The organism is Pseudomonas mosselii, assembly GCF_005796105.1.
GTDB classification, from domain to species: domain Bacteria; phylum Pseudomonadota; class Gammaproteobacteria; order Pseudomonadales; family Pseudomonadaceae; genus Aquipseudomonas; species Aquipseudomonas mosselii_C.
This window is the reverse complement of sequence record NZ_VAUO01000001.1, coordinates 793,480-805,591: the sequence shown is the minus strand read 5'-3', so window position 1 is coordinate 805,591 and position 12,112 is coordinate 793,480. Positions and strand designations below refer to the sequence as shown.

General features: G+C 65.9%; 12 protein-coding genes. 8 read left to right on the top strand and 4 right to left on the bottom strand.

Annotation, left to right across the window (positions count from 1 at the left end):
• The first annotated feature begins 2 nt into the window (after positions 1–2).
• A complete protein-coding gene (locus tag FEM01_RS03560; RefSeq protein ID WP_138217885.1) occupies positions 3–938 on the top strand; it encodes an aliphatic sulfonate ABC transporter substrate-binding protein in 936 nt (311 codons plus the stop codon).
• 31 nt (positions 939–969) lie between these two features.
• On the opposite strand, the gene FEM01_RS03555 is transcribed toward FEM01_RS03560, so the two are convergent.
• On the bottom strand, positions 970–1,407 hold the full coding sequence (locus tag FEM01_RS03555; RefSeq protein WP_138217884.1) for a carboxymuconolactone decarboxylase family protein: 438 nt from the start codon (positions 1,405–1,407) through the stop codon (positions 970–972).
• Between the two features lie 193 nt (positions 1,408–1,600).
• Between FEM01_RS03555 and FEM01_RS03550 the strand changes: the two genes are divergently transcribed.
• Both FEM01_RS03550 and FEM01_RS03545 read left to right on the top strand, forming a co-directional pair.
• On the top strand, positions 1,601–2,059 hold the full coding sequence (locus FEM01_RS03550; protein WP_138217883.1) for a nucleoside deaminase: 459 nt from the start codon (positions 1,601–1,603) through the stop codon (positions 2,057–2,059).
• Positions 2,056–3,231, top strand: a complete 1,176-nt coding sequence (locus FEM01_RS03545; RefSeq protein WP_138217882.1) for a cyanate transporter — start codon at positions 2,056–2,058, stop codon at positions 3,229–3,231. Before FEM01_RS03550 ends, FEM01_RS03545 begins: the two co-directional genes overlap by 4 nt.
• On the opposite strand, the gene FEM01_RS03540 is transcribed toward FEM01_RS03545, so the two are convergent.
• Together FEM01_RS03540 and FEM01_RS03535 are read right to left on the bottom strand one after the other, a co-directional pair.
• Positions 3,224–4,657 carry a PLP-dependent aminotransferase family protein gene (locus FEM01_RS03540; RefSeq protein ID WP_138217881.1) on the bottom strand — a complete coding sequence of 478 codons (1,434 nt, stop codon included), beginning with the start codon at positions 4,655–4,657 and terminating at the stop codon, positions 3,224–3,226. The two genes, FEM01_RS03545 and FEM01_RS03540, sit on opposite strands and share 8 nt — an antisense overlap.
• A 78-nt stretch (positions 4,658–4,735) precedes the next feature.
• The gene (locus tag FEM01_RS03535) at positions 4,736–5,074 is read right to left on the bottom strand and encodes a hypothetical protein (RefSeq protein WP_138217880.1); all 339 of its coding nucleotides are present in this window, start codon (positions 5,072–5,074) and stop codon (positions 4,736–4,738) included.
• 187 nt (positions 5,075–5,261) lie between these two features.
• On the opposite strand from FEM01_RS03535, the gene FEM01_RS03530 reads away from it, so the two are divergent.
• Positions 5,262–5,588 (top strand): hypothetical protein, encoded by a 327-nt coding sequence (locus tag FEM01_RS03530; protein ID WP_138217879.1) that lies wholly within the window; start codon positions 5,262–5,264, stop codon positions 5,586–5,588.
• A gap of 19 nt (positions 5,589–5,607) precedes the next feature.
• Here the strand turns inward: FEM01_RS03530 and FEM01_RS03525 are convergent, their stop codons facing one another.
• Positions 5,608–6,267 carry an HAD family hydrolase gene (locus tag FEM01_RS03525; RefSeq protein WP_138217878.1) on the bottom strand — a complete coding sequence of 220 codons (660 nt, stop codon included), beginning with the start codon at positions 6,265–6,267 and terminating at the stop codon, positions 5,608–5,610.
• 92 nt (positions 6,268–6,359) lie between these two features.
• Between FEM01_RS03525 and lexA the strand changes: the two genes are divergently transcribed.
• Genes lexA through FEM01_RS03505 form a run of 4 tightly spaced genes read left to right on the top strand, consistent with a single transcriptional unit; the run spans position 6,360 to position 12,089 of the window.
• Positions 6,360–6,977 carry a transcriptional repressor LexA gene (gene lexA, locus FEM01_RS03520; protein ID WP_171030901.1) on the top strand — a complete coding sequence of 206 codons (618 nt, stop codon included), beginning with the start codon at positions 6,360–6,362 and terminating at the stop codon, positions 6,975–6,977.
• On the top strand, positions 6,977–7,588 hold the full coding sequence (gene imuA, locus FEM01_RS03515; RefSeq protein ID WP_138217876.1) for a translesion DNA synthesis-associated protein ImuA: 612 nt from the start codon (positions 6,977–6,979) through the stop codon (positions 7,586–7,588). Before lexA ends, imuA begins: the two co-directional genes overlap by 1 nt.
• 5 nt (positions 7,589–7,593) lie before the next feature.
• Positions 7,594–9,012 (top strand): Y-family DNA polymerase, encoded by a 1,419-nt coding sequence (locus FEM01_RS03510; protein ID WP_138217875.1) that lies wholly within the window; start codon positions 7,594–7,596, stop codon positions 9,010–9,012.
• Positions 9,009–12,089, top strand: coding sequence for an error-prone DNA polymerase (locus FEM01_RS03505; protein WP_138217874.1), 3,081 nt, complete (start codon positions 9,009–9,011; stop codon positions 12,087–12,089). Before FEM01_RS03510 ends, FEM01_RS03505 begins: the two co-directional genes overlap by 4 nt.
• The last annotated feature ends 23 nt before the right edge of the window (positions 12,090–12,112 follow it).

Sequence of the window (12,112 nt, the reverse complement as noted above, 5' to 3'; positions counted from 1 at the left end):
TCATGGCCTTGATACGCTTCACCGCGCTGTTGCTGGCGGTGCTCGCCGGCAGCGTCCAGGCGGCCGACCCGGCCAGCCTGCGCATCGGCTACCAGAAAGGCTCGATCAGCCTGGTGCTGGCCAAGCAGCACCGCTTGCTGGAACAGCGTTTCGCCAACACGCGGGTTGAGTGGATTGAGTTCCCTGCCGGCCCGCAGATGCTTGAAGCCTTGAACATCGGTAGCCTGGACATCGGCTCGACCGGCGATATCCCGCCGATCTTCGCCCAGGCAGCGGGGGCCGACCTGTTGTACATCGGCGCCGAACCGCCCAAGCCCCAGGCGGAAGTGATTCTGGTGCCCAAGAGCAGCCCGATCACCACGGTTGCTGCGCTCAAAGGCAAGCGCATTGCTCTGCAGAAGGGTTCCAGTGCCCACAACCTGGTGCTGCGGGCGCTGGCCAAGGCTGGCTTGAGCATCCGCGATGTGCAGCCGGTGTATCTGGCCCCGGCCGATGCCAGGGCGGCGTTCGAGCGCGGCAGCGTGGATGCCTGGGCGATCTGGGACCCGTTCTATTCGGCCATCGATTTGGAGGGCAAGGCGCGCCTGCTGGCGGACGGGCAGGGGCTTGGCCTGATCGGGCCTTTCATGCTCGGCGCGCGCCCTTACGTGCAGGCCAACCCGCAGTTCGTGGTGCAACTGCTGGATGAAATCAGCCGCGCCGAAGCGCTCACCCGTAGCGACGAGGCCGGCAGCATTCGCACCCTGGCGGCGTTCATGGGCTTGCCCGAGGCGGTGGTGCAGCGCAGCTTCAGCCACCGTCCGGCATCGCCGGTGCTGCTGGTGAGCGACGAGATCGTCGCGGCCCAGCAGCAGACGGCGCAGTTGTTCCTCGACAACAAGCTGTTGCCCAAGCCTGTGGATGTGGCCGCAGCGGTGTGGCGCAGGCCGCTGAAGTAATCCCGCGTGCTTGATGCGCGCAACGCCTGCGTCAGGCGGGCACCATCGCAAAGCCCACGCCAAACCGGTTCCAGGCATTGATGGTGGCAATCGCCAGGGTCAGGTTGACGGCCTCTTTCTCGGTGAAATGCTCAAGCACTGCGGCGTACTCAGGTTGCGGTGCGCCACGCTCAGGCAGGCGGGTGAGGCTCTCCAACCAGGCCAGGGCTGCGCACTCGCGCGCACTGAAGTAGCGGGTCTCGCGCCACACGCTCAGGGTTTGCAGGCGCGCCTCGGTTTCGCCGGCCTTGCGCGCATCGTTGGCGTGCAGGTTTATGCAGTAGGCACAGCCGTTGATCTGCGAGGCGCGCAGGCGCACCAGTTCGAGCAGCGAGTGCTCAAGGCCCGAGGCCAACAAGGCCTGCTCAAGGCCGATCATCGCCTTGTAGGCTTCAGGGGCGTGCTTGGCCCATTCGATACGCTCGTGCATGGCATCTCTCCGACAGGTTCAGGGATGGCGCTACCTTAGCGGCAGCGCGGCCCAGGCCGAATAGCCAATCCTGCGCTTTGCCAGGAGGCCAATGGCGTATTCAGGTGGCCACTGGGAGGCATCCAATCTCTTCATTTCTGCCCAGGCGGTGCAGTCGGGATAATGGCCGGGTCTTTTACCGAGTACCCGACTCATGTCCCAAGAAGCATTCATGCGCCAAGCCCTCGACCTTGCCCGCGCCAACATCCATGCCGGAGGTCGGCCGTTTGGCGCCGTGCTGGTGTATCAGGGGCAAGTGATCGCCCGCGCCGTCAACCAGATCCACAGCACCCAGGACCCGACCGCCCACGCCGAGCTGCAAGCCATCCGTCAGGCTGCTCAGGTGCTGGGTCGGCCACGCCTGGACGGTGCCGAGATCTACGCCAGCGGCCATCCGTGTCCAATGTGCCTGGCCGCTATGCACCTGTGCGGCATCGAGCGCGCCTGGTTCGCCTACGACAACAGCGAAGGCGAACCCTATGGCTTGTCCACCGCTGCCGTGTATGCGCAGATGGCCCGCCCGCCGCAACAGCAGAGCCTGACCCTGCGGGCGCTCAAGCCCGTCGGTGAAGACGGCTTGTACCGTGAGTGGCAGCAGGCCAGCCAAGCATGAGTGCGGCGTTGAACCTGTTGCTGGTGATGCTGCTGGCAATCAACCTGCGGCCGATCCTCACCAGTATCGGCCCGCTACTCGAACCGATGCGCCAGAGCACCGGCCTTGGCTACCAGCAGGCAGCACTGCTGACAGCGTTGCCGGTGTTGTGCATGGGCTTGGTGCCGCTGTTGCAGCCTTGGCTACGGCGCTGGCTCAGCGAACACGCCGGTATGCTTGCCGGGCTGTGCGCAATTGCCCTGGCCTGTGTGTGGCGCCTACAACTGGATAGCGCCTGGGCTTTGATTGCCAGTGCAGTGCTGGCCGGCCTTGGGGTCGCGGTGGTGCAGGGCATGATGCCGGGCTTGGTCAATCGTTGGTTCCCGGGCCGGCTGGCCGCCGCGATGGGCCTGTATTCGGCGGCCTTGATGAGCGGCGGCGGACTGGCGGCGGTGCTGGGCCCGGCGATCACCGCGCGGGCCGGACTCTGGCAGGTAGGGCTTGGGGTGTGGGCATTACCCGCGCTGTTGGCCCTGCTGGCTTGGATCGCCTGGCGACCTCGCCAGCCTGCACCTGGCCTGGCCAGCGCATCGGGCGGGCGCTGGTTCGGCAATCGCCGGGCGTGGTTGCTGGCGCTGTACTTCGGACTGATTAACGGCGGCTACACCAGCATGGTGGCCTGGCTACCGGCCTATCACATGGAGCACGGCGGCACTGCCCAGGGCGGCGGCCAGATGGTGGGCCTGATGACCATCTTCCAAGTGGCGGGGGCTGTGGGGCTGCCGCTGCTGCTGCGCAAGCGGCTGGACCGACGGCCCGGCCTGTGGCTGGCACTGCTGGTCCAGTTGTGTGGCTTCACCGGCCTGCTACTGGCACCGACCAGCGCCATGGGGCTTTGGGTGGCGATGATCGGCTTGGGTCTGGGGGCTTGCTTCAGCCTCAGCCTGACCTTGACCCTCGAACATGTGCGCAGCCCCGCCGAGGCTGGAAGCCTGGCGGCCTTCGTACAGGGGGTAGGGTTCATCATCACCGGCATCGTGCCTTACATCACCGGTTGGTTGCGCGATGTCAGCGGTGATTTCCAAGCCTCCTGGACCCTGCTGGCCTGCACGGTGTTGGCCATGCTGCTGGTCACCGTGCGTTTCGCCCCGGACGGTTATCGGCGGGCGATCAACCTCGCAGCGGTCAACTGAGGCGCTGCAAGGTATCGGCGACCCGGTCCAGCGCCGGGTCGATGTCCAGCAGCTCGATGGCGCCGAAGCCCAGCAGCAAGCCAGGGCGCACCGGCGCGTGGCTGAAGAACGGCGCCAGTGAGTAAAGCCCGACCTCGACCTTGCGCGCCAGGTTGATCAAAAGCTCCACATCCACCCCAGGCCTGGCCAGTGCGCTCAGGTGAAAACCGGCGCTGGCTGGCACGGCGTCGAACCAAGGTGCCAGGTCACCCGTCAGGCGCGCCAGGATACGCTCGCGCCGCGCGCTGTAGACCTCGTGGCAGCGGCGGATATGCCGATTCAGATGGCCTTCGGCGATGAATCGCGCCAGCGCCCACTGTTGCACGCTTGGGCTGTGCCAGTCGGTCAAGTGCTTGGCCACGCAGGCCGCAGGCATCACTGCCGGTGGCAACACCGCGTAGCCCAGGCGCAGCTCGGGCAGCAGGGTCTTGGAGAACGTGCCGACGTAGGCCACCAGGCCGTGCCGGTCCAGGCGCTGCAAGGCCTCGGCCGCAGGGCCTGCATAACGGAACTCGCAGTCGTAGTCGTCTTCGATCACTAGCGCGCCCAGCTCGGCGGCCCGCGCCAATAGGGCCTGGCGGCGTGGCGTGCTCATGGGCATGCCCAGGGGGAACTGGTGCGAGGGAGTGACATAGATCAGCCGGGTGCCCGCTTCGATCTGTTCCACGCACAGCCCTTCGGCGTCCACCGGTACCGACTGCAGGTGTGCCCCAAGGGCCAGGAACAGCTGGCGTGCCGGTGGGTAGCCGGGGTCTTCCATGGCCACCTTGCAGCCGGGCTCGACCAGCACCCGGGCGATCAAGTCCAAAGCCTGCTGGGCGCCGTTGCACACCAATACATCGCTGGCTGTGCAGTGCACTCCGCGCGCGTAGGCAATGTGGTGGGCGATGGCCTCGCGCAGTTCGAGCAGGCCTTGGGGGGCGAAATGGCGGTCGGGGTGGCGCTGGCTGCGGCGCAGGCCATAGAGCAGGCATGTGCGCCACTGGTCGAAGGGGAACTGAGCCTTGCTTGAAGCGCCGCCAATAAAATCGTAGCGCGAGGGGGCGTCCAGGGCGCGACGACCCAACACCGTGGCGCGCTGCTGCCAGCGCTTGAGGCTGTCAGCGGCGGCCAGTGCAATGGCTTGAGGCTCCTCGGCGTGCACGGGGCGACGCGGGGTAATGAAGGTGCCACGTCCTACCACGCCGCTGAGCAGGTTTTCGTAGGTCAGGCGTGAATAGGCTTCGGCTACGGTCTTGCGCGAGACGCCCAGTTGCTCGGCGAGCAGGCGAGTCGGGGGCAATTGGGTACCGGCGGCCAGGTGGCCACTGTCGATACCGGCGCGCAATTGCTGATAGAGCTGGTTGGCAAGGCCTTTGCGGCCTTCGAGGCGTATGTGCAGTTCCATGAGCGAATCCGGGAGCGCTGGAGTCTGCAAGCTTCACGTGTCGAGCGCAGGGCCGCAAGTCCATCTGTCACGCAGGCCTCAGAGACGCGCAGTACTGATGGTGATGTAGCCTTTTTCTGGCAAGGCGATGCGAATCACGGTTTCGTTTTCGGCGCTGTTGGGTTTCTGACGAATCCGTACGCCCTCGATGGCCGCCTCGCGCATGTGGCATTCGATGGCACGTCCTCTGGCGTCGAACAGTACGGCGCTGGCCTGTAGCTCGACTTGCTCGATGAGCATGCGGGTCGGCTCGTCGGTTGCGCAGAAAAAGCGTACTCCCGACAGGTTCGGGTTGTCGTCGGGGTTGCTGATGTCATGGGCCAGCAGTTGGCGCAGGGTAGTGCGTAAGGCGGCGATAGGGCGGGCGTGTCTGGGCATGGCAGGGCCTCATGGTTGGGCTACGACATCCAGGTCCGATGATGGCGGGCTGAAGGGGGCGGTAAAAAGCAGGCCGCCTCCGACACCGCTGTAGGAAGCTTCGCAAATTACTGGATGCCCAGGGTATCGCCCTTGACCCGCATCAGAGTGATAGCATTGAGCCACTTGTCACAAGGAGCCGTGCCCGATGAACCTTGCCCCGATGCGCTGGCTGAGCCTGCCGTTGCTCGCGCTGTGCCTTGCCATATCCTCAGCCCAGGCGGCCAATACCCCGTGTTCCGGTCGCAAGGGCGGGATTGCCGGATGCGACGGCGACACCTTTTTGTGCAACGACGGGTCGATCAGCGCTTCGAAAAAAAGCTGCAGCGCCGTATTCGCTGGGCGTTCGAACATCCAGCCGTTACGTGCCAGTGAGGGCGGGTGTGGCTGTGGCAGCGGCAACTATTGCACCGGCCCCCGGGGCGGGGTGTATTGCCTGACGCCCTCTGGTAACAAGAGCTACAAGCGGCGCTGATCCTGAGCGGTCGTCGCACTCAGGATGACATGCCCTCGATCAAGGCCCACAGCCGTGGGTCGTCGAAGTCCTCTATGACCAGTTGCGCCCCTGCACCGTGCAAGCGTTCGGCTGATTGGGTGGTGGCCAGCCCCACGGTAAAAATCCCTGCGCCGCTGGCAGCTTGCACGCCCGGCAGAGAGTCTTCGAATGCCAGGGCCTGTGCGGCCTCGGCCTTCAGGCGTTGCAGGCCGGTGAGGTAGGGCAGCGGGTCAGGCTTGGGCCGCGCCAGTTCATCAGCGACCAGCACATGCTCGAAGCACGCCTCGATGCCCATGGCACCGAGCATGTGCTCGGCATTCAGGCGTGGTGCGTTGGTGACCACGCACGTGCCGATCGCGTGCTGACGGGCATGCTCCAGCAGGCGCAGAAGGCCGGGTAAAGGCTTGAGCGTGGGTGACAGCTCGCGAAACAGTGCTTCCTTACGCTCGGCCAGGGCCTGGCGTTGCTGGGCGTCGGCTTGCGGAAACAACTCGGCGAACAGCAAACCGTTGGAGCGGCCGCTGACCTGGGTATTGAACTGTGCCTGGGTCAGTCCGCGCCCGTCGTAGTCATGCAGCAGCTTGCGGAAAGCTTGCAGATGAAGGGTGTCGGTGTCCGTGAGGGTTCCGTCGAGGTCGAACAGCAAGGCGGTAAGCATTGGGCATCCTGGCGGGAGAAACAATTCAGCAGCCATCATAGCCGAGGCTGGCGACGAAGGGGGCTGTTCAGTGTACGCCGAAAAGAGTACAAATGTGCTCCATGGACATTTTATCTCCCAAACGCCGCGCCATCCTGGCGTTCATCCGCGAGCGCATCACCGATCAAGGCCAGCCACCGTCGCTGGCCGATATCGCCGAGCGCTTCGGTTTCGCTTCGCGCAGCGTGGCGCGCAAACACATCACGGCCCTGTGTCAGGCGGGCTACATCGACGTCACCCCGAATCAGGCACGCGGTATCCGCCTGGCCGAGCCTTTGCGCAGGCCCGAAATCCTCGAACTGCCGGTGCTTGGCCAAGTGGCGGCCGGTGCGCCCATCGGCCCTGACCTGGGCATCCACGAGCAACTGCTGCTCGATCCCAGCCTGTTCCGCCGCACGCCTGACTATCTGCTCAAGGTGCGCGGCGACTCGATGGTCGACGACGGCATCTTCGACGGCGACCTGGTCGGCATCCGCCAGCAAGGCGAGGCCCGCGATGGCCAGATCGTGGTCGCCAGGCTCGACGGCGAGGTCACCATCAAGCGCCTGCAACGCACTCGCGAAGGCTACCGGCTGCTACCACGCAATCCCCACTACCAACCCATCGACGTCGGTCCTGAACGCGAGTTTTTCATCGAAGGCGTGTTCTGCGGCCTGCTGAGGCGTGACTGATGGGCGCGGTAGTCGAACTCGACCGCCTGCTCGACCAGCGCCAGGTCTGGCGTGGGCGGCAAGTCCAGGCCCGCCCCCGGGGTTTGCAACCGAGCGGCCACCCGCTGTTGGACGAACGCCTGCCTGACGGTGGCTGGCCAGCAGCGGCATTGAGCGAGCTGCTTTTGACCAGCCCCGGTGCTGGCGAGTTGCAGTTGCTGTGGCCAACCCTGGCGCGGCTCACCACGGCGGGCCAGCGCGTGGTTCTGGTGGCGCCGCCGTTCATCCCCTACGCACCGGCCTGGCAGGCAGCAGGGGTAGACCTGCGTTGGCTGGCCCAGGTCGATGCCAGCGCCGCAGATACACTATGGGCCGCCGAACAATGCCTGCGTTCGGGCAGTTGCGCGGCGGTGCTGTGCTGGCCGCAGCGGGCGAACGACCGCGCCCTGCGTCGCTTGCAGGTGGCTGCCGAGAGTGGGGCTGCGCTGGCCTTCGCCTGTCGTGGGCAACACGCGGCCAACAACCCGTCGCCAGCGGCCTTGCGTATCGCCATCGACACGCAACCGGCACAGTGGCGGGTGCTCAAATGCCGTGGCGGCCTGCCACCGTCCATGCCCATTCCCCGAGGCTGAGCATCATGCTCTGGGCCTGCATCGTGCTACCGCAGCTGGCGCTGGACAGCGTGCTGCGCGAGCGCGACGACCCTGATGCGCCGCTGGTGCTGATCCAGGGGCCGAGCCAACGCCGCGTGCTGCGGGCGGTCAACCCGGCAGCACGGCAGCTCGGGCTTCGCCCCGGGCAAACCCTCACAGCGGCTCGCGCCTTGGCCGATGGTTTTACCTGTGTCGAGGCCGAGCCTGCACGTATCGAGCAACTGCAACAGTTGCTGGCGGCCTGGGCCTACCGTTTCAGTGCCCAAGTCAGCGTGCATTACCCGCGCGCCCTGTTGCTGGAAGTGGGCGCTAGCCTGCAACTGTTCGGCCCCTGGCCTGCGTTCGAAGCGCGACTGCGCCACGAGTTGGCTGAGCTGGGATTGCGCCAGCGCATTGTATTGGCCAGCAACCCGGTCGCGGCGCGCGTGCTGGCCAACGCCCACGATGGTCTGGCCGTAACCGACCCCGAGGCCACGCACCAAGCCTTGCTTGCACTGCCCATCGAGCGTGCCGGCTTGCCCACCGAGGCCTGCGAGGCCTTCATTCGCATGGGACTGCGTCGGCTCGAGCAGGTCATGCGATTGCCTAGGGAGGCGTTGGCGAGGCGTTTCAGCGCCCAGGTGCAGTTGCACTTGGATCAATTGTTCGGCCTGCGCAGCCTGGCTTTGGATTTTTACCAGCCGCCAGACCGTTTCGACGTGCGGCTTGAGCTGAATTTCGATGTCGAGTCGCACCAAGCGTTGTTGTTCCCGTTGCGCCGGCTGCTCAATGACCTGGCGGCTTTCCTTGCTGGCCGCGATTGTGGCGTGCAGCGCTTCGTGCTGTACCTGGAGCATGCCGAGGGCCCGGACACCTGCCTGCCGGTGGGTTTGCTGGCGGCTGAGCGCGAGGCGGCGATTCTGTTCGAACTGGCCCGTGGGCGGCTGGAGCCATTGCGCATCAAAGCACCCGTGCGCAACCTGCGCCTGGTGGCCGCCGACTTGCCGCCCTTCGTGCCGCAGCGCCAGGGGTTGTTCGATGCGCGCAGCCAGCAGGCGCAACCCTGGGAACAACTGCGCGAACGGCTGCGTGCACGGTTGGGGGACGAGGCGGTCAGTGGCCTGCGCGCCGAGGCGGACCACCGCCCGGAGTGCGCCTGGCAACTGACCGGGCAGGGCGGGCCCAGTGCCCTGAGCGTCACCCCGGGCAGTCGTCCGGGCTGGCTGCTCGCCGAGCCAGTGTCCCTGCCTGAAGCCGGCTTGCAACTGCTTGGCCCCGCCGAGCGCATCGAGTCGGGCTGGTGGGATGGCGGCGATGTGCGGCGTGACTACTACCGTATTCAGACCCGCGACGGCTTGCAGGGCTGGGCCTATCGCGACCTGGCGCAGCCCGGACCGCTGTGGTTGCAGGGCTGGTTCGCATGAGCGTACCGGGTTATGCCGAGCTGCACTGCCTGTCCAGCTTCAGCTTCCAGCGCGGCGCCTCCAGTGCCGATGAGCTGTTCCGACGTGCCCACGAGCAGGGCTATCAGGCCCTGGCGATCACCGACGAATGCACCTTGGCCGGCATCGTGCGGGCCTGGCAGGCGGCCAAGAGCCACGGGCTCAAACTGATCGTCGGCAGCGAAGTGCAGGTGGAGCAGGGCCCCAAGCTTGTGTTGCTGGTAGAGGATCTGGCCGGTTACCAGAACCTGTGCCGCTTGATCACCCTGGCCCGGCGCCGGACCGAGAAGGGACGTTACCAGTTAAAGATCGATGACCTGGCCGCTCATCATCACGGACTGTTGGCCTTGTGGGTGCCAGAGGCACAGCCCGATGTCAGCGCTGGGCAGCAGTTGCGCAGGCTGTTCGGTGAGCGCCTGTGGCTGGCCGTCCACCTGCATCGCGGCACCGACGACCGTGAGCGCCTGGCCACGTTGCAGGCCCTCGGCGCACGGCTCGATGTCCCCTTGGTGGCGTGTGGCGATGTGCACATGCACGCCCGTGGCCGCCGCGCCTTGCAAGACTGCATGACGGCCATTCGCGGCCATTGCAGCGTGGCCGAGGCGGGGCACTTATTGTTCGCCAATGGCGAGCGCCACTTGCGTACGCTGGAGCAACTGCAAGCGTTGTATCCTGCGCCGCTGCTTGCCGAAACCCTGACCATCGCTGCGCGTTGTCGCTTCGATCTGGGCGAGCTGGACTACCGTTACCCCCGCGAGTTGGTGCCTGAGGGGCATACCCCCGCGAGCTGGCTGCGTAGCCTGTGCGAACGGGGCCTGCCCGCACGCTGGCCGCAGGGGGCCAGCGACCAGGTGCACGCGTTGCTGGCCAAGGAACTGGCCTTGATCGAGGAGTTGGGCTACGAAAGTTATTTCCTGACCGTGCACGACATCGTCGCCTTCGCCCGTAGCCAGCGCATCCTGTGCCAGGGGCGAGGCTCAGCGGCCAATTCGGTGGTGTGCTTCGTGCTGGGCATTACCGAACTCGACCCCATGGCGCATCGCTTGCTGTTCGAGCGTTTTCTGTCACGCGAGCGCAACGAGCCGCCGGACATCGACGTGGATTTCGAACACCACCGCCGTGAAGAGGTGATCCAGTACGTGTTTCGCCGTTACGGTCGCCACCGTGCGGCGCTGACGGCCGTGGTCAGCAGCTACCACGCTGCAGGGGCTGTGCGTGATGTGGCACGGGTACTGGGGCTGCCTGCCGATCAGGTGGATGCCCTGGCCAAGTGCTGTGGCCGCTGGAGCGACCGTATCCCGGATGCCGAGCGTCTGGCTGAGGCCGGCTTCGATGCCCAGAGCCCTTCGCTGCGGCGCATCCTGGTGCTGGCGGCGCAGTTGATTGGTTTTCCCCGGCACCTTTCGCAGCACCCCGGCGGCTTCGTCATCTCCCACCAGCCGCTGCACGAACTGGTGCCGGTAGAGAACGCCGCGATGGCCGAGCGCACTGTGATCCAGTGGGACAAGGATGACCTGGACATGGTCGGGCTGCTCAAGGTCGATGTGCTGGCCCTGGGTATGCTCAGTGCCTTGCGTCGCTGCTTCGACCTGATGGCCTTGTACCGCGGGCGTGAGCTGAGCCTGGCGAGCATCCCCCAGGAAGACCCGGCCACCTACGCGATGATCAGCCGTGCCGAGACCATGGGGGTATTCCAGATCGAATCGCGTGCGCAGATGGCCATGCTGCCGCGCTTGCAGCCACGCACCTTCTACGACCTTGTAATCGAGGTGGCGATCGTGCGCCCAGGGCCGATCCAGGGTGACATGGTGCATCCGTATCTACGTCGGCGCATGAAGGTCGAGCCAGTCACTTATCCGTCGAAAAAACTCGAAGACGTGTTCGAGCGCACCTTGGGCGTGCCGTTGTTTCAGGAGCAGGTGATGGAGCTGGCCATGGTCGCCGCCGATTACAGCCCCGGCGAGGCCGATCAACTGCGCCGCAGCATGGCCGCCTGGAAGCGCCATGGTGGCCTGGAGCCGCATCGGTTGCGGCTGATCGACGGCATGCTGCGCAATGGGTACGAACGCGCTTTCGCCGAGCGCATCTTCGAGCAGATCAAGGGCTTTGGCAGTTATGGCTTCCCCGAGTCCCACGCCGCCAGCTTCGCCTTGCTGTGCTATGCCAGCAGTTGGTTGAAATGCCATGAACCGGCGATCTTCACCTGTGCCTTGGTCAATAGCTGGCCGATGGGCTTCTACAGCCCCGACCAGTTATTGCAGGAAGCGCGCCGCCAGGGTATCGAGGTGCGTCCGGTGGATGTGCAGCACAGTCACTGGGATTGCACCCTGGAACCTGTGGATGCGGGCGAGTTGGCCATTCGTCTTGGTTTGCGGCAGATCCGTGGTTTTGCCGAGGCCGATGCCCAGCGCCTGGTACAGGCCAGGGCGCAGCGGGCTTGGCGCGATGTGGCAGACCTGTGCCTAGGCGCTGCCCTGGACAGTCGCGCGTGTGCCATGCTCGCCGACGCTGGGGCATTGCGTGGGCTGGCCCGTGACCGGCACCAAGCGCGTTGGCAAGTGGCGGCGGTGCAGGCGCAACTGCCGTTGTTCGCGCAACTGGGGCCGGCGCCAGAGCCTGCGGTCGAACTGCCGGTGCCGAGCGTGGGCGAAGACGTGCTGGCCGACTACCAGAGCCTGGGCACCACGCTCGGGCCCCACCCCCTGACCTTGCTGCGCCCACGCCTGCGGGCACTGGGCTGTCGCAGTTCGGCAGAACTGGCCGGGTTGGAGGAGGGTGACCAGATTGCCGTGGCCGGCATCGTGGTCGGGCGTCAGCGCCCGCAGACCGCCAGTGGTGTGACGTTCGTCACCCTCGAAGACGAGCACGGCATGCTCAATGTGGTGGTCTGGCGTGAGCTGGCCGAGCGTCAGCGCCGGGCGCTGGTCGGTGCGCAGTTGCTCAAGGTGAGCGGGCGGCTGGAGCAGCAGAGCGGGGTGCGCCATCTGATTGCCCGGCGGCTGGAGGATGTCAGCGCGTTGTTGCAGGGCCTGAATGTGCGCAGCCGAGACTTCCATTGAGTCATTCGGCGCCTGGCACCGTT

What these genes read in the sequence shown, in the direction of transcription:
- FEM01_RS03560 (WP_138217885.1), top strand. Translation starts at nt 3, where the DNA reads ATGGCCTTGATACGCTTCACCGCGCTGTTGCTGGCGGTGCTCGCCGGC.
- FEM01_RS03555 (WP_138217884.1), bottom strand. Translation starts at nt 1,407, where the DNA reads ATGCACGAGCGTATCGAATGGGCCAAGCACGCCCCTGAAGCCTACAAG.
- FEM01_RS03550 (WP_138217883.1), top strand. Translation starts at nt 1,601, where the DNA reads ATGTCCCAAGAAGCATTCATGCGCCAAGCCCTCGACCTTGCCCGCGCC.
- FEM01_RS03545 (WP_138217882.1), top strand. Translation starts at nt 2,056, where the DNA reads ATGAGTGCGGCGTTGAACCTGTTGCTGGTGATGCTGCTGGCAATCAAC.
- FEM01_RS03540 (WP_138217881.1), bottom strand. Translation starts at nt 4,657, where the DNA reads ATGGAACTGCACATACGCCTCGAAGGCCGCAAAGGCCTTGCCAACCAG.
- FEM01_RS03535 (WP_138217880.1), bottom strand. Translation starts at nt 5,074, where the DNA reads ATGCCCAGACACGCCCGCCCTATCGCCGCCTTACGCACTACCCTGCGC.
- FEM01_RS03530 (WP_138217879.1), top strand. Translation starts at nt 5,262, where the DNA reads ATGAACCTTGCCCCGATGCGCTGGCTGAGCCTGCCGTTGCTCGCGCTG.
- FEM01_RS03525 (WP_138217878.1), bottom strand. Translation starts at nt 6,267, where the DNA reads ATGCTTACCGCCTTGCTGTTCGACCTCGACGGAACCCTCACGGACACC.
- lexA (WP_171030901.1), top strand. Translation starts at nt 6,360, where the DNA reads ATGTGCTCCATGGACATTTTATCTCCCAAACGCCGCGCCATCCTGGCG.
- imuA (WP_138217876.1), top strand. Translation starts at nt 6,977, where the DNA reads ATGGGCGCGGTAGTCGAACTCGACCGCCTGCTCGACCAGCGCCAGGTC.
- FEM01_RS03510 (WP_138217875.1), top strand. Translation starts at nt 7,594, where the DNA reads ATGCTCTGGGCCTGCATCGTGCTACCGCAGCTGGCGCTGGACAGCGTG.
- FEM01_RS03505 (WP_138217874.1), top strand. Translation starts at nt 9,009, where the DNA reads ATGAGCGTACCGGGTTATGCCGAGCTGCACTGCCTGTCCAGCTTCAGC.